The organism is Streptomyces sulfonofaciens (assembly GCF_014656295.1).
GTDB lineage: Bacteria > Actinomycetota > Actinomycetes > Streptomycetales > Streptomycetaceae > Streptomyces > Streptomyces sulfonofaciens.
Window position 1 is genome coordinate 57,650 of sequence record NZ_BNCD01000026.1, and the last position, 16,035, is coordinate 73,684.

The window sequence follows — 16,035 nt, forward strand, 5'->3', positions numbered from 1 at the left end:
TCAGCCCTTCACTCCGGTCAGCGTGACCCCTTCGACGAACGCCCGCTGCGCGAAGAAGAACACGACGATCACAGGGGCCATGACCAGAACGGTCGCGGCCATGGTCAGGTTCCAGTCGGTGTGGTGGGCGCCCTTGAACGACTCCAGGCCGTAGCTGAGCGTCCAGGCTCCGGGGTTCTCGGACGCGTAGATCTGCGGTCCGAAGTAGTCGTTCCAGGCGTAGAAGAACTGGAAGAGCGCGACGGCCGCGATCCCCGGGCGCGCCATGGGCAGCACGATCCGCAGCAGCACCCGCAGTTCCCCGCAGCCGTCGACCCTGGCTGCGTCCAGGTACTCGTCCGGGATCGTCATCAGGAACTGCCGCAGCAGGAAGATGGAGAACGCGTCGCCGAACGCCATCGGGACGATCAGCGGCCACAGCGTGCCGGACAGGCCCAGCTCCTTGGCCCAGAACAGGTACATCGGGATGATGATCACCTGCGGCGGCAGCATCATCATCGAGATCACCAGCATCAGCGACAGATGCCGGCCGCGGAAGCGGAACTTGGCGAGCGCGTACGCCACCGGCACCGACGAGACCACGGTCAGCACGGTGCCGAGGCCCGCGTAGAGCAGCGTGTTGCGCCACCAGGTGAGGAACCCCGGAGTGTCGAACACGGCGCGGTAGTTGGACCACTGCCAGGTGCTCGGTACCAGGTCGCGGGTCAGGGCCTGTTGGTCGGTCATCAGCGAGGTCAGGACCACGAACACGAACGGGAGGACGAAGAAGAGCGCGGCGGCCACCCCCAGGGCGTGCACGGCGATCCACTCCAGCAGCGCTGTGCGGCGCGCCCTGCGGGCGGCCCGGCCCGGCGCGGCCGCCCGGGTGGGACGGGCGGGCACGCGGCCCGCGGACGTGTCGGTCATCGCTTCACTCACCCGTCCCGATCAGCCCGCCCCTGCGCCGCATCAGCAGTGCGGTGAACGCCATGGCCAGCGCGAACAGCACCAGTGCGATGACGCACGCGGAGCCGTAGTCGAAGCGCTGGAACCCGAGGTTGTACACCAGTTGCGGCAGGGTCAGGGTCGACTTGTCGGGATAGCCGGGCTCGAACTGCTGCCCGGAGCCCCCGATGACGCCCGAGGCGACCTTTCCGGCCACCAGGGGCTGTGTGTAGTACTGCATCGTCTGGATGACGCCGGTGACCACGGCGAACACCACGATCGGCGAGATGTTCGGCAGCGTGACGTAGCGGAACCGCTGCCAGGCCGAGGAGCCGTCCAACTCGGCCGCCTCGTACTGCTCCCTGGGAACGTCGAGCAGCGCGGCCATGAAGATGACCATCAGGTCGCCCACGCCCCACAGCGCCAGCATGGTGAGCGCGGGCTTGGACCACGACGGGTCGTCGAACCATCCGGGTGCGGGCAGTCCTGCGCGTTCGAGGAGCGAGTCGACGGGACCCGTCCCGGGGTTGAGCAGGAACGCGAAGGCCATGGTGGCGGCCACCGGAGGCGCCAGGTACGGCAGGTAGAAGAGGGTGCGGAAGACGCCCGTGGCCGTCTTGATCCTGGTGATCAGCAGACCGATGCCGAGGCCGAAGACCACCCGGCAGGCGACCATGACCAGCACCAGCCAGAGGGTGTTCCACAGCGCAGGCCAGAACAGCGGGTAGGCGTCGAACACGTACGACCAGTTGGCGAACGAGTTCCACACGGGCGGTTTGAACCCGTCGTACTTCATCAGCGAGAAGTAGACAGTCGAGAGAAGCGGATAGGCGAAGAAGACCGAGAAACCTATCAGCCACGGCGACAGGAAGGCCATCGTGCGCAAGCCGGAGCGGCGGCGCTTCGCGCGCAGGGTGTTGGTGCTCATCGCGGGCTCCCGGCCGTCACTTCTGCTGGGCGATGTCCGTGTCGATCTCCTTGGCGGTCTTCTCCAGGCCCGCCTTGAGATCGGTGGTGGCGCCCTTCTCGTAGGAGAAGCCGAGGTTCTGGATCGAGGTGAGGTACTGGCCGCCGTTCGGGGAGGCCGGGGTGGTGGTGCTGTGCGGGTTCTGGGCGATGTCCAGGAAGGTCTTGAAGCGCGGATCGTACGACAGCCTGCCGGACTTCAGGGCGGCCAGCGTGGAGGGCACGTTGTGGATGGCGTTGGCGAAGTCCACCACCGCGTCGGTGTCGGTGGTCAGGAACTTCACGAACTCCCAGGCGGCGTTCTGCTTCTTGCTGGTGGCGGCTATCCCGGCGATGGTGCCGGTGATGTAGCCCTTGCCGTACTGCTCGCGCTGGTCGTCGGGCACCGGCAGCGGCGCGACGCCGATCCGGAAGTGCGGATGGGCGGCCTCGGCCATGCCGAGCCGCCACTCCCCGTCGAGCTGCATGGCGACCTGCCCGGTCTGGAAGGGGTGCTTGGCGCCCCACTCGTCGCCGAAGGTGGACCGGTACTTCTCCAGCTTCCGGTAACCGCCCAGATCGTCGACGAGCTTCTTCTGGAACGCGAAGCCCTTGGCGAGGGCCGGGTCCTCGGCCACGGACGAGGTGCCGTCCTCGGCGAAGTACGTCGGCGACCACTGCGCGAAGTAGTGCTCGGTCGTCGATTCGTAGCCGTGGTAGGTCGGCATGAAGCCGAGCTGTGCGTACGAGTCGCCCTCGGGCCTCGTCAGCTTCTTCGCGTCGGCCTCGAACTCCGACCAGGTCCTCGGCGGCGCCTTGATGCCGGCCGCCTCGAACGCGTCCTTGTTGTAGTACAGGCCGTAGGCGTCGCCGAGCAGCGGGGCCGCGCAGCGCACGCCGTCGTACTGGGTGTAGTCGGCCATCGGCTTCGGGAACGTCTTCAGCGGGTCGATGCCCGACTTCTGAAAGAACGGCTCCAGGTCGACGAAGGCACCGGAGGAGCAGAACTTGCCGACGTTGTTGGTGGTGAAGGAGGAGACCACGTCCGGCGCGTCCGCGCCGCCCGCCCGCAGCGCCTGGTTGACCTTGTCGTCGTTGATGTTGCCGACGACCTTCACATGGATGTTGGGGTGGGCCTTCTCGAAGGCCCGCACGTCCGCGTCCACCGCCTTCACCTCGTTCGGTGCGCTCCAGCCGTGCCAGAACGTGATGGTGGTCTCCTCGGAGGCGTCGTCCGTGGCACCGGAGCCCGACTGCCCGGTACACGCCGCGGCGAACAGGGCGGTGGAGGCGACGGCGAGCGCCGCGGCGGCCTTCCTACGGCTTACGGACATGGGCATCTCCCAGGGATGAGGGGGCGGGTCAGCGGCGGCCGGTGTCGAAGACCTCGTCACGGGTGGTGGCGAGCGCGCTCTCCAGGGCGCCGCGCAGCACCGGGTGCTCCGTCACCTCGCCCACGACGAGCCGGGGCCGGGAGGCGGCCAGATCGTCGAGCTCGGCCTGCACCAGGGCCCGCAGCGGTTCGCCGCCGGCGGTGAACAGTGCGCCGCTGAGCACGACGAGTTCGGGGTCGAGCACGGACACCAGCGAGGCGAGACCGGTGGCGAGACGGGTCGCATAGGTCTCCAGCAGCCTCAGCCAGGGACCCTCCTGCCGGGCCGCGGCCTCCGCGACGGTCGCGGCGGCCACCTCCGCGTACGGGCCCTGCGGCACCGGGCTGACGCCCAGCTCGCGGGCCAGCCCGGGCACCGCCTGGGAGCCGGCCAGCTCCTGGTAGCCGCCGCTGTTGGCCCGGGTCACCTGCCGGACGAGCGGTGCGCCGGGCACCGGCAGGAAGCCGACCTCGCCGGCGCCGCCGCGCCAGCCGCGGTGCAGCCGGCCGCCGATGACGAGCGCGGCACCCAGGCCCTCCTCGTTCCACAGCAGCACGAAGTCGTCGTGGCCGCGGGCCGCGCCGAGCCGCTGCTCGGCGAGTGCGGCGAGGTTGACGTCGTTCTCGTACTCCAGGGGGATCGGGAGGGCGGCGGCCAGCTCGTCCAGCAGTGCGGGGGAGTGCCAGCCGGGCAGGTGCGAGGCGTACCGCAGGCGGCCGGTGTTCGGGTCGAAGGCGCCCGGTGTGCCGATGACCACCCGGTGCAGGTCGCCGCGGGTGAGCCCGGCGGCCCCGGCGGCCCTGTCGACGGCCTCGGTGACCTGCTGGACGACGGAGGCGCCGGGGTGCCGCTGCCTGGTGCGCAGTTCGTGGCGGCCCACCGTGGTGCCGGTGATGTCGGCGACCGCGGCGAGGATGCGGTCGGGGGTCACGTCGAGTCCCGCGGCGTGGGCGGCGGCCGGGTTGACGGCGTAGAGCTGGGCGTTGGGGCCCGGCCGGCCCTCGCTGGTGCCGGTGGCCAGGACCAGGCCCGCGGCCTCCAGGCGGGCCAGCAGTTGGGAGGCGGTCGGCTTGGACAGGCCGGTCAGATTGCCGATCCTGGTACGGGACAGCGGGCCGTGGGCGAGCAGCAGGTCCAGGGCGGCGCGGTCGTTCATGGCGCGCAGCACGCTCGGGGTGCCGGGGGTCCCCGCGGAACCTGCCATCAGACGACACCAGTCCTTCGCCCTGCCGGAGCACTGTTAGGAAAGTTTCCTATTGGCGTGATCAACGTAGGGGCGCCCGGAACGGGCCGTCAAGAGCGGACGCCCCCGGGGCAACCAAGTCGTTACCTCGGGGGCGCGGGGCCGGGGCCGGGGGCGCGGGGCCGGGGGCTGCCAGGGGCTACTTGGGGCCCTGGGGCCGTACCGGGGTGGGATTGAGCGGTTCCGCGGCGGCCGAGGCGTGGGCGGAGGGGGCCGACACGCTCGCCGCGGGGTCCGGTGCGGGCTCCTCGTCCGGCTGGGCCGGCGCCTGGCCGATGATCGGAATGCCGGCCCGGTCGAAGGCGCGCTTGATGCGCCAGCGCAGCTCGCGCTCGATGGTCACGGACTGCCCGGGCATGGTCTTGGCCGACACGTGCACCACCATCGAGTCGAGCAGCACGCTGTCCAGGCCCAGCACCTCCACGGGGCCCCACAGGCGCTCGTTCCACGGCTCGTCGGCGGCCAGCGAACGGCCCACCTCGACCAGCGTCGAGCGGACCTCGTCCAGGTCCTCCTCCGGGCGGACGGTGACGTCCACGTGCGCGGTGGACCAGCCCTGGCTGAGGTTGCCGATCCGTTTGATCTCGCCGTTGCGCACGTACCAGATGGCGCCGTTGTCGCCGCGCAGCTTCGTGACCCGCAGGCCCACCTCGATGACCTCGCCCGAGGCGACGCCCGCGTCGATGGTGTCCCCGACGCCGTACTGGTCCTCCAGGATCATGAAGACGCCGGAGAGGAAGTCGGTGACCAGGTTGCGGGCGCCGAAGCCGATCGCCACACCCGCCACACCCGCCGACGCCAGCAGCGGCGCCAGGTTGATCTTGAAGGCGGAGAGGATCATCAGCGCGGCGGTGCCGAGCACCAGGAAGGACGCCACGGAGCGGAGCACGGAACCGATCGCCTGGGAGCGCTGTCTGCGTCGCTCCGCATTGACCAGCAGCCCGCCGAGCGCGGTGCCGTCCACTGCCTGCGCCGTGCGGTTCATCCGGTCGATGAGCCGGGTGATGGTGCGCCTGATGATCGTGCGCAGGACCACGGCGATCACGATGATCAGCAGGATCCGCAGGCCGACGCCGAGCCAGGTGGACCAGTTCTGCTCGAACCAGCTCGCCGCGAGTGTGGCCCTCTTGTGAGCGTCCTGGAGCGGGTGAGGCTCGGGAGCCGGGCTCGGAGGAGCCTGAACCGGCAGGACGGACAGGAACACAGCGGGTACCTCCGTGGACGGACATGCGTACGACGGCCCGCGGGGCGCGGAACCGCGGTGAGCCCCGCCCCGCGGGCTCGACGGGGCCGGGCAGCGCCGTGAACAGCGCAGGCGCGCCCGCGCCGTGCTCACCGTGGTCCGCGCCGTACGGACAGGCCAACCACACTAACGGGGCATTGTGTGTGCATCGTCGTGATGTTCGAGGGAGAGACCGTGTTCACCTGGGGATGAAGGACGTGTGGTGGAAAACACTTCCAGCCCGTTACCGGTTCATGCTGGCGCTTCGACCAGGCATGAGGGGAGACTGAAGCAGATCGTCCCGGCGCGAGCCACGCGCCGCCGGCGTACAAGGAGGCATCCGTGCCGCATGTCCTGGTCCTCAACGCGTCGTACGAGCCCCTCGGCGTCGTACCGCTCCGCCGCGCGCTCGTCCTCGTCCTTGAGAACAAGGCAGTCTCTCTCGAGGAATCCGGCGCCTTCATGCACAGCGCCACCGTCAGCCTTCCCGCGCCCAGCGTGGTGCGGCTGAAGAGGTTCGTGCGGGTCCCCTACCGGGGGCCCGTTCCGCTGACCCGCCGTGCCCTGTTCGCCCGAGACGGCGGCCGCTGCATGTACTGCGGTGGCGTCGCAACCAGCGTCGACCACGTCATCCCGCGCAGTCGCGGGGGCAAGCACGTCTGGGACAATGTGGTGGCGTCCTGCCGCCGCTGCAACCACGTCAAGGCCGACCGCCATCTGATGGAGCTCGGCTGGCGGCTGCGCCACAAGCCCGCGCCTCCCACCGGCCTGGCCTGGCGCATCATCGGCACCGGGCATAGGGACCCGCGCTGGCTGCCCTACTTGCAGCCGTACGGCGCGGACGACGCGATGGCCCGGATCGACGGTATATCCGCCTGAGGATCCGGGCCTTCGTCGTCCTCGGGACCGGGACGCGACCGAGGACGGACGCCTGGGTGCCGCCCGCGGGGGCGGCACCTGCCGTGCGCGGGTGGCACGCGCCGGCGCCTGGGTGCCGGTATGCGGGCGCCGGTGTGCGATCGGCGCGCCGGCGTGTGGGCGACCCGTGCCACCCCGGCTCACCCGGCGACGGCGTACGCCCGGACCGACCAGAGCGAGTAGCCGAAGCGGGTGGCCCGCCGCTCGCCCTGTACGCGCACGTAGCGGACGCCACGGGCGTCCATGCGGACCACCTCCCGGCCGCCGACACCGTCGCGCACGAGCGCGGCGGTGCGCCAGGCCCTGCCGTCGGCGGACACCTGGACGCGGTACGCCGCCGCGTACGCGTCCTGCCAGTACAGCACCAGCGCGCCCAGCCTGGCCGGCCGTGCCAGCCGCATCTGCCACCAGGCGCCGTCGTCGGCCGGTGACGACCAGCGGGTGCCCGCCTCGCCGTCCAGGGCCGCCGACGCGGGGAAGCGCGGGGTCTCGTCGCCCGAGGACGCCGCCCGCGCACCGCGCGCCAGGTCGGGCCCCGAGGTGCGGGGGAAGGCGCGCACCGTCACCATCCGGGTCTCACCGGCGAAGCTCAGCGGGATCCGGTACGTGCCCGGGCGCGTACCGGGCCGCACGGACAACTCCACGGGGACACCGACCCCGGTGCCGCGCGGCACCGCCGACCGCCCGGGCACACGCACCGAGAAGCCCTCCGGGGTCCGCACGGACAGCCGTCCCCGCACGGCGCCGGGGCGCAGCGACGCCAGGTGCACCGTGAGGTGCACCGGGGCCCCGCCGATGGCGGCGTCCGCCTCCGACCTGGCCAGGGTGAAGCGGGCGGCGGGGCCGTCGGTGCACCAGGGGACCACCCGGCGCACCGCGGACACGGGCGCGCCGGCCACCCGGACCGCGTCCACGCGCGCGTGCCCGCCGAGGTGCCCCTCGACGCCCGCCTCCGTCCAGCCGCTCCCGGCGAGCGTGCCGAGGCGCTGCCAGCCCCCGCCCGGGACGTGCGCCTCCACCCGTCCCGCGGTACCGGGCTCGGCCAGGACCGTCACGGTGCCGAGGGGGCGCGGGTGCGCGAAGCGGACGGTCAGGGCGTCAGGGCCGGCCCCGCGATCGGCGCGGTCCCGGTCGAGGCCGTCCGGGCCCACCCAGGTGTCGTACGCCTTCCGGGCCCGGTCCAGGAACGGGTCGAGCACTCCCTCGCCGACGGTCGCCCTGCGCCCGTGCGGCTCGTCGCGCAGGTGCCGCAGCGCCCGTGCCGCGCGCCAGGCCGCCGGGCCGTCGCCGCGGTCCTGGGCGGCCAGCATGTCGAGGGCGCTCTGCCCGGCAGCGCCGTACCGCGCGAGCCGCTCCGACCAGGGGCGCACCTCGTCACCGAGCGCCGTGCCGGACAACTGCCGCGGAACGCCGCGCAGGACTTGGAAGGCGGCCCTGAGCCGGTCGGCCGCCGCCGCGGGGTCCGCCGGGTCCGCCGGGTCCGCCGGGTCCGCCGGGTCCGCCGGGTCCGCCGGGTCCGTGGGGTCCGCCGGGTCCGTGGGGCCCGCTCCCGCGCCGCCGGCGGGCGCGCCACCGCCCTCCTGCGCCCCCGCCCCGGCGCTCGCCGCGCCTCGGGAGCCGTGCGTGCCCGCGGGGTCGTCCGCTTCTGCGGGGCCGCGCACCCCTGCGGGGCCGCGCGACTCGCCGGGGGCCGCGGTCCCCGCCCCCGCCGCGCTCGGTGTGCCCGTGGTGCCGGTCGTGCCGGTCGGGTCCGTCCCGCGGGCCGTCCAGAACGCGTCGATCAGCGGGCGCAGATACGCCGACTCCTGCCCGCCGAGGACCGAGGAGGCGTCGTTGGCCGCCAGTGCCCGTACGGCCGTCACACGCTCGCGCGGGGCTGCGGCACCGGGCGCCGTCTCGGCGGCGGCCGCGGCGATCGCGGCCTGCCAGGATTCCGCGGGCCGGTAGCCGCGCGGGTTCCAGGCGAAGTCCGCGGCGGTGAAGAGCGGGATGCGGGAGGCGGCCGGTTGCTGCATGGCGGTGGACAGGAGTGCGGCGGAGCCGGCGGCCACCGCGGGTTCGCGCCCCGAGTAGGGGCCGAGGAGGACGCGGTCCGGGGCGTAGTCGTTGACCGGGTAGTTGTCCATGGTGACGAGCGGGTGGCCGAACGCGTCGCGGGTGGCGGCGAGTTCCCGGCCCGTGATGGTTCTGGGCACCACGCCCACTCCGGTCCAGGCGACCTCCACCGCGTCGTCCAGGTGCCGGGCGAGCGCGCCGCGGTACGGCGTGGAACCGGCCTGGTAGTACTCGGTCGGCATGACGGAGAGGGCCGCGGCACCCGGATGGCGCTCCGCGAGGTGCCGCGCGACCGCGTTCGCGACCCGCGCCTGCGCCCGCGCCGCCGCCTCGGGGCCCGAGCCGAAGGCGTCCGCGTCCCGGGAGCAGTGCCACTCCGTGTAGCTGACGTCCTGGAACTGCAACTGGAACGCGCGCACCCCCAGTGCCCACATCGCGTCGATCTTCCGGTCCAGCGCCCGCACGTCGTCGTCGGAGGACATGCACATGGCCTGCCCGGGTGCCACCGCCCAGGCCAGCGTGACGTGGTTGCGGCGGGCGCGGTCGGCGAGCGCGCGGAAACCGGCTCGCTGGTCCCCGGGGTAGGGCTCGCGCCAGCGGGCCTGCCGGTAGGGGTCGTCGCCGGACGCGTACAGATAGCGGTTCTGCTTGGTGCGCCCCATGAAGTCGAGCTGGGCCAGGCGCTGCTCGCGCGTCCACGGTGTGCCGTAGAAGCCCTCGGTGACCCCCCGCACGCGCGTGCCGGGCCAGTCGCGCACCACCGCGGGCGCGATCCGGTGTCCGGTCACCAGCCCGCGCAGCGTCTGCACGCCGTGGAAGACGCCGTCGGGGCCCGCGCCCGCGAGCGCCACCGTGTCCCGGCCCTCCAGGCGGCCCACGGCGAGCCGGTAGCCGCCCGGGGGCAGAGCGCCGCGGGCGGGCGCGTGCAGCGATCGAAGGGCGGCGGCGAGCGTCGGCACGCGGCGGTGGGCGGCGCGGGCGGAGGCGGAGCCAGGAAGGTCGGCGGTGTCGGCGCCCACCCGGACGACGAGGGCGCCGCCAGCGGGCAGCGGCGCGTCGTCGCGCACCTCGGTGATCCGCCGTGCCCCCGCCCCGCGTAACAGCGCGCGCAGGGCGTCGAGGGCGTACGGATCGGGCCGGTCCCGGTGGTCCGTGACGAGGACGGCCTCGTCGCCCACGGGGACGGCGGAGGTGCGGACGGCGCGGATCGACTGCGGGCGCGGCCATACGGCGGGCGGGGCGGGGGCGGCCGTGCGGCGGCCGGGGCGCGGCGGTTGCGGGGGAGGGGCGGTGGTGCCTGGCTCGGTGCCGGTGCCGGTGCCGGTGCCGGTGCCTGCGGCGTCGCTCGGGACGGCGGTGCGGGTGGTGGTGCCCTCGCCCGTGGCGTCCTGGCCCGCCCGGGCCTCGCCCGGGCCGGTGCCCTCGCCCGTACCGCCTCCCGGCCCGCCCGTGCCGCCTTCCGGACCCTCGGCGCCCGCGCCCGCCGCCACGTCCTGCGCACCGGCTGCCACGTCCTCGGAGCCGGCGGCTGCCACGTCCTGCGCGGCGGCTGTCCGCCCCAGGGCGGCCGCCTGGGGGCCGGGCCCGCCCCCGAGCGCTCCGGCGATCACTGCCACCGCGAGCGCTGCCGCGCTCTTGCCGCGCCCCAGTCGCACCGTCACTCTCCCTCGATCGGCCGATTCTGCGGTGTTGCCGGTGTTGCCGGGGTCCCCGGCGTCTGCGGCAGGGCCGTGCGGGTCGCCCGCCGTTGCCCACCGAGAGCCCCGCAGCGAACGGCACCGAGCCCACCACCCGTCCGTCCGGAGTGTCAACGGGAGGGGGCCACTCCACGTCACAGCACGGCGCGTGACGGCGCGTGCACGCCGCGGCGACGCCGCCTCCTGGATCGGGCACCTCCTCTGGTCCAGAATGTGACCAAGAACACGTTGAGAGGCGTAGGACGTCTGTGGTCGAGCCCGCTGGGTAGGGGCTGCCCTGACCAGACCTGCCGCCCCTGACAAGGAGGCCCCCGGTGGCCGCAACGGCGAACCTTCTGCGCTCGACCCTCTCCAAACGCCCGGACGGTACGGACCGCCCGGACGCGGCACCCGCTGCGGACGGCACGTACCGTCCGGTCCCCCGGTACACGCCCGAGGCCCCGGCCGTCATCGGCGTCCGGGGCCCGCTGCTGGCCGCCGTGCCGGAGCCGGGCCCCGCGCCGGACGACTCCGGGGCCTTCAGCGCGGAGAGCGCGGAGAGCGAACCCCCACTGACCAGCGAGCCGCCGATGGCCGACGCCGCCCCGCTCACCAGCGAGCCACCGCTCGCCGACGCCGCCCCGCTCACCAGTGAGCCCACCGCCACCGGCACGGCCGCGGGCACGGACCCCTCGGTGGAGTAGATGTCCCTGTCCCGGCTCGCCGAGCTGTACGGCGTCGCCACCTCGTACTCCCCGTCCCCGGGCCGTACCGTCCACGTGGCGGACGCCGCGGTGGTCGCGGCACTGGCCGCCCTGGACGTGGACGCCGGCACCCCGGAGGCGGCGGCACGCGCGCTCGCCGAGCGCGAGACGGAACTGGCCGAACGGCTGCTGCCCGAGACGGTCGTCTGGTGGCAGGGCCGTGCGCCGCGGGCCCTCCAGGGCCTGCCGGAGGGGACCCGGCTGCACGTCGAGACGGAACAGGGCGGCACGCACGCGTGGACGACGCCTTCCGCACCGGCCGCACAGGGCGCGCCCTCCGGCCCCGCCCCGCCCTCGCTGCCCCGGGGCGCGCACGTGCTCACCGCGACCGCGCCGGACGGCCGCAGCGCACGCGTGCACCTCGTCGTCGCGCCCGAGCACATGCCCGACCTCTCCGTCGAACGGGTGCACGGCCTGCTCCTCCAGCTCTACTCGCTGCTTTCCGAGCGCTCCTGGGGCATGGGCGACCTGGGGGACCTCGCCGAGGTCGCGGCCTGGGCGGGTCAGGTGATGGGCAGCGGGTTCGTGCAGATCAACCCGCTGCACGCGGCGGTGCCCGGCGTGCCCACCGACCCCTCTCCGTACCGCCCCTCCACCCGGTACTTCACGGACCCCGTCCACCTGCGCATCGAGGACGTCCCCGAGTACGCCTACCTGTGCGCCGAGGACCGCGCCGAGGCCGCCGACCTCCTGGAGCGCGCCGCGGCCCTGCGCGCTGCCGTGCTGCACGACGGCGCCCTGATCGACCGCGACGCGGTGTGGGCGCTCAAGCGCCGCGCCCTGGAACTGCTGGTGGCCCGTGTCCCCCTCGCCCCCGGCCGGCGTGCCGCCTACAACGCCTTCCTGGCCACCGCGGGCCAGGGCCTGGAGGACCACGCCACCTGGTGCGCCCTCGCCGACGCCCACGGTCCCGACTGGCGCGGCTGGCCCGAGGGGCTGCGCGACCCCCGCTCCGCGGAGACCGCACGCGCGCGCGTGGAGCTGCTGGACGGCGTCGACTTCCACAGCCGCCTCGCCTGGCTCGCGGACGGCCAGCTCGAAGCGGCCCAGCGCGCGGCGCACGGGGCGGGCATGCCGGTGGGCGTGGTGCACGACCTGGCGATCGGCGTCCATCCGAACGGCTCCGACGCCTGGGCGCAGCAGCAGTTCCTGGCGCCCGGCATGTCGGTCGGCGCCCCGCCGGACGCGTTCAACTCCCGTGGCCAGGACTGGGGCCTGCCGCCGTGGCGTCCCGACCGGCTCGCCGCCGCGGGCTACGCCCCGTACCGGACGCTCCTGCGCTGCCTGCTCCGGCACGCCGGGGGGCTGCGCATCGACCATGTGATGGGGCTCTTCCGGCTCTGGTGGGTGCCCGAGGGGCAGGCGCCCACCGAAGGCACCTACGTCCATTACGACGCCGAGGCGATGCTCGCCGTGCTGGCGCTGGAGGCGCACCGTACGGGCGCCGTGGTGATCGGCGAGGACCTGGGCACCGTGGCGCCCGGAGTGCGGGAGACGCTGCGCGGGCACGGGGTGCTCGGCACGTCCGTGCTCTGGTTCGAACGGGACTGGGAAGGGGACGGGCAGCCGCTGCCGCCCGAGCGGTGGCGCACCGACTGCCTGGCCGCCGCCACCACCCACGACCTGCCGCCCACCTCGGCCCGGCTCACCGGCGAGCACGTCGACCTGCGGCACGGCCTGGGCCTGCTGACCCGTCCGCTCGCCGAGGAGCAGGCCGCGGCCGCCGAGGAGACGGCGGAGTGGCTGGAACTGCTGGGCCGGCTCGGGCTGCTGGAGGACGGCACGTCCGGCGGGGTGGCGACGGCGGCCCACGACGAGGCCGGGTCGGCGGAGGACTTCCAGTTCGCGGGCGACGAGGAGCGGATCCGTGCGGTCCACCGGTATCTGCTGCGCACCCCGGCCCGCATGATCGGCGTCTGGCTGCCCGACATGGTCGGCGACCGCCGTCCGCAGAACCTGCCCGGCACCTGGCGCGAGTACCCGAACTGGCGGCTGCCGGTGGCCGACGCCGATGGCCGCCCCGTCACCCTGGAGGAGCTCACCGGATCGCGGCGGCTGCACGCCCTGCTGAAGGTCGTGCGCGGGGAACGGTGACCCCGGGCGCGCGGCGCCGGAAGGCGTTCGCTACTTTGGGCAGCGTGGAGAAGACAAACGCCCAGCAGGCCCGGCGGGCCCCGTACGCGCTGCGCGCCGGCTCCCTCGCCGCCGCCACGACGCTGATGACCCTGCTCCTCACGTCCCCCGCGCTCGCGCTGACCCGCGACGACGGCGACGACCCGGGCCACGGCCTCTCGGTGGCCGAGACCCTGGGCCTCTACGTCTTCACGCCGCTCGCGATCTTCCTGATCATCGCCGGTCTGGTGTCCCTGGGCAGCAGGCCCCGCAAGGGGCAGAAGCAGGGCTGACCGCCCGCTCCCGCCCCTCCCGCGTCCGCCGTCCGAGGGCGCCGCCCGCGCACCAGCGAAGGCGGCGCCCTCGGCGCGCGAGGACACCCTGCCGCCCCTCCTGCCTCCCGGGCGCCCTCGCGTCCGCCGCCGAGCGGGGCGCACGGAGGCGTCCGCGCGGGCCCGCTCAGCCATTCCCGGGAGCGGGCGCGACCGGCGCCCCGGCCTCCTCCGTGAGGTACCGCTGCACCGTCGGCGCCAGCCAGTGCACGAGGTCGTCGCGGCTCATCGCGACCGCGGGCGGGAAGCACAGCACGTACCGGGTGAGCGCCATGCCCAGGATCTGCGAGGCGACGAGCGCGGCACGCTCCGGTGCCTCGGCCGGGTCGGGACAGACCGTCCGCGCCACCGGGAGTAGCTGCTCCTTGAAGATCTCCTGGGTGCGCTCGGCGCCCGCCGCGTTGGTGACCCCCACCCTCAGCAGTGCCTTCAGCACCTCGGCCTCCTCCCAGACGCTCAGGAAGTGCCGTACCAGCGCCCGGCCGACGCCGTCCCGCGGGACGGCGGAGAGGTCGGGAAGCCGCAGGTCGAACTCGACGGCGGCGGCGAACAGCCCCTCCTTGTTGCGGTAGTACCGCATCACCATCGACGGGTCGATGCCGGCGTCCTTCGCGATCGACCGGATCGTGGCGCGCTCGTAGCCGTCGGAGGCGAAGCGCTCACGGGCCGCCGCGAGGATGGCGGTACGGGTCGCGTCCGAGCGGCGCGGGCGTGCGGACGGTTCGTTCTGGGCCATGCCAACAACTGTAGGCCAACGGGTGTTGACACCCCATGAGTGCGGTCCTACGTTGGTCAACGTACGTTGGCCAACATGTGTTGACCGCGCTGTCGTCGACATCAGGAGGCTGCGATGGACGGCACGACCGGCACCGAGGACGGGTCCGTCCCGCCCCCTGCCGACCACGGCGCACCGGAGCGCTCCGTGGTCGTGGTCGGCGCCGGCCCCACGGGGCTGCTGCTCGCCGGGGACCTCGCCGAGGCCGGGGTGCCCGTCACCCTCGTCGAGAAGCGCGCGCCGGGCATCAGCAACCTCTCGCGCGCGTTCGTGCTGCACGCCCGCACCCTGGAGCAGCTCGACACGAGGCCGGCCGCCGCCGGGCCCGGCGACGGCGCCCCGCCCCCGGCCGCCCCGCGGGCCCCGAGCCTCGCCGACGAACTGGTGGCGAGGGGGCGGGCGCTTGACACCCTGCGCCTGTTCGACCGCCTGACCCTCAGGCTCGACACCCTCCCGTCACGCTTCAACTTCCTGCTGGTGCTGCCGCAGTACGAGGTGGAGGAGGCGCTGCGGCGGCGCGCGGCCGCGGCCGGAGCGCGCTTCGCGTACGAGAGCGAGGTGACCGGGCTCGACCAGGACGAGGACGGCGTCACCCTCCGGGTGCGCGGCCCCGGCGGGCGGCAGGACACGTTGCGCGCCGCGTACGCGGCGGGCGCGGACGGGCTGCGCAGCGCCGTGCGGCAGGCCGTCGGACTGCCCTTTCCGGGCCGGTCGGTGATCCGCTCGATGGTGCTCGCGGACGTCCGGCTCACCCGGCCGCCCGGGTCCGTGCTGACCGTCGGTGCCGTGGGCGGCGCCTTCGCGTTCCTCGTGCCCTTCGGAGACGGGTACCACCGCGTCATGGGCTGGCACCGCGCACGCGACGTGCCCGACAGCGCGCCCCTCGACCTCGACGAGGTCAGGGAGATCACCCGGCTCGCCCTCGGCCAGGACTTCGGCATGCACGACGCGCGCTGGATGTCACGCTTCCACAGCGACGAACGCCAGGTCCCCGCCTACCGGGTGGGCCGGGTGCTGCTCGCCGGGGACGCCGCGCACGTGCACACTCCGGCCGGCGGACAGGGCATGAACACGGGGCTGCAGGACGCCGCCAACCTCGGCTGGAAACTGGCGGCCGTGCTCAGCGGCCGGGCGGAGGAGTCGCTCCTGGACAGCTACCAGGCCGAGCGGCACCCGGTGGGCCGGTCCGTGCTGCGCAGCAGCGGGGGTCTGATCCGGCTGGCCATGGCCGACCGGCCCTGGACGCGCGCCGCACGCGCCGCGGCCACCGCCCTCCTGGGAGCGGCCCGGCCGGCCCGCGCCGGACTCGTCGGCCGGATCACCGGGACCGGATACGCCTACCGGGCGCCGCGCGGCAGCCACCCGCTCACCGGCAAGCGGGTGCCGGACGTGCCGCTGGCCGATGGCGGACGGCTGCACGAGGCGCTGCGCGGCGGCCGTTTCGTCCTGATCGGCCCTGCCGGAACGGATGTCGGCGACCACACCGGACGGGTCGTTGCGGCCCACTGGGCGAGCGGCCGCCGCACCACGGTGCTGGTCCGGCCCGACGGGTACGCGGCGTGGGCGGCCGAGTCGCCCGACCGCGCGGCACTGTCCGCCGCGCTGGCCCGGCACGCGGGGGCGCCGTGCGGTACCGGGCCGGCCTCGCACGCCGGCCGCTGACCGCCGTTCGCGTGGCGGCCCCGGTGCGAGGCGG

At 74.3% G+C, this 16,035-nt stretch carries 12 protein-coding genes; 5 read left to right on the forward strand and 7 right to left on the reverse strand.

Translation table 11 applies throughout. The features are described from left to right. The 5 genes from IE313_RS30180 to IE313_RS30200 all read right to left on the reverse strand — a co-directional run bounded on the left by IE313_RS30180 (nt 1) and on the right by IE313_RS30200 (nt 5,689). On the reverse strand, nt 1-906 hold the full coding sequence (locus IE313_RS30180; protein ID WP_229925084.1) for a carbohydrate ABC transporter permease: 906 nt from the start codon (nt 904-906) through the stop codon (nt 1-3). Nucleotides 907-910: 4 nt separating this feature from the next. Then, nucleotides 911-1,852, reverse strand: a complete 942-nt coding sequence (locus IE313_RS30185) for a carbohydrate ABC transporter permease (protein WP_189937849.1) — start codon at nt 1,850-1,852, stop codon at nt 911-913. Nucleotides 1,853-1,868: 16 nt separating this feature from the next. Continuing rightward, on the reverse strand, nt 1,869-3,203 hold the full coding sequence (locus tag IE313_RS30190; RefSeq protein ID WP_373317096.1) for an ABC transporter substrate-binding protein: 1,335 nt from the start codon (nt 3,201-3,203) through the stop codon (nt 1,869-1,871). 28 nt (nt 3,204-3,231) lie between these two features. Beyond that, nucleotides 3,232-4,446 carry an ROK family transcriptional regulator gene (locus IE313_RS30195; protein WP_189937853.1) on the reverse strand — a complete coding sequence of 405 codons (1,215 nt, stop codon included), beginning with the start codon at nt 4,444-4,446 and terminating at the stop codon, nt 3,232-3,234. A gap of 178 nt (nt 4,447-4,624) precedes the next feature. Continuing rightward, the gene (locus tag IE313_RS30200; protein ID WP_189937855.1) at nt 4,625-5,689 is read right to left on the reverse strand and encodes a mechanosensitive ion channel family protein; all 1,065 of its coding nucleotides are present in this window, start codon (nt 5,687-5,689) and stop codon (nt 4,625-4,627) included. A gap of 360 nt (nt 5,690-6,049) precedes the next feature. Here IE313_RS30200 and IE313_RS30205 point away from each other — a divergent pair, with 360 nt between their 5' ends. Continuing rightward, on the forward strand, nt 6,050-6,586 hold the full coding sequence (locus IE313_RS30205) for an HNH endonuclease (protein WP_189937857.1): 537 nt from the start codon (nt 6,050-6,052) through the stop codon (nt 6,584-6,586). A 179-nt stretch (nt 6,587-6,765) separates the two neighbouring features. Here IE313_RS30205 and IE313_RS30210 read toward each other — a convergent pair whose 3' ends face one another. Then, nucleotides 6,766-10,341, reverse strand: a complete 3,576-nt coding sequence (locus IE313_RS30210; protein WP_229925085.1) for a glycoside hydrolase family 84 protein — start codon at nt 10,339-10,341, stop codon at nt 6,766-6,768. 350 nt (nt 10,342-10,691) lie between these two features. Here IE313_RS30210 and IE313_RS30215 point away from each other — a divergent pair, with 350 nt between their 5' ends. The 3 genes from IE313_RS30215 (at nt 10,692) to IE313_RS30225 (ending at nt 13,525) form a co-directional block, all read left to right on the forward strand. After that, nucleotides 10,692-11,060: a hypothetical protein gene (locus tag IE313_RS30215; protein ID WP_189937859.1), complete on the forward strand. Its 369-nt coding sequence runs from the start codon at nt 10,692-10,694 to the stop codon at nt 11,058-11,060. Beyond that, on the forward strand, nt 11,061-13,214 hold the full coding sequence (gene malQ / locus IE313_RS30220; RefSeq protein WP_189937861.1) for a 4-alpha-glucanotransferase: 2,154 nt from the start codon (nt 11,061-11,063) through the stop codon (nt 13,212-13,214). Nucleotides 13,215-13,339: 125 nt separating this feature from the next. After that, nucleotides 13,340-13,525 (forward strand): hypothetical protein, encoded by a 186-nt coding sequence (locus IE313_RS30225; protein ID WP_189937915.1) that lies wholly within the window; start codon nt 13,340-13,342, stop codon nt 13,523-13,525. Between the two features lie 166 nt (nt 13,526-13,691). Here IE313_RS30225 and IE313_RS30230 read toward each other — a convergent pair whose 3' ends face one another. Further along, a complete protein-coding gene (locus IE313_RS30230; protein ID WP_189937863.1) occupies nt 13,692-14,300 on the reverse strand; it encodes a TetR/AcrR family transcriptional regulator in 609 nt (202 codons plus the stop codon). Nucleotides 14,301-14,414: 114 nt separating this feature from the next. Here IE313_RS30230 and IE313_RS30235 point away from each other — a divergent pair, with 114 nt between their 5' ends. Continuing rightward, complete coding sequence (locus tag IE313_RS30235; protein ID WP_189937865.1) at nt 14,415-16,001, forward strand: FAD-dependent monooxygenase; 1,587 nt, start codon at nt 14,415-14,417, stop codon at nt 15,999-16,001. Nucleotides 16,002-16,035 lie beyond the last annotated feature (34 nt).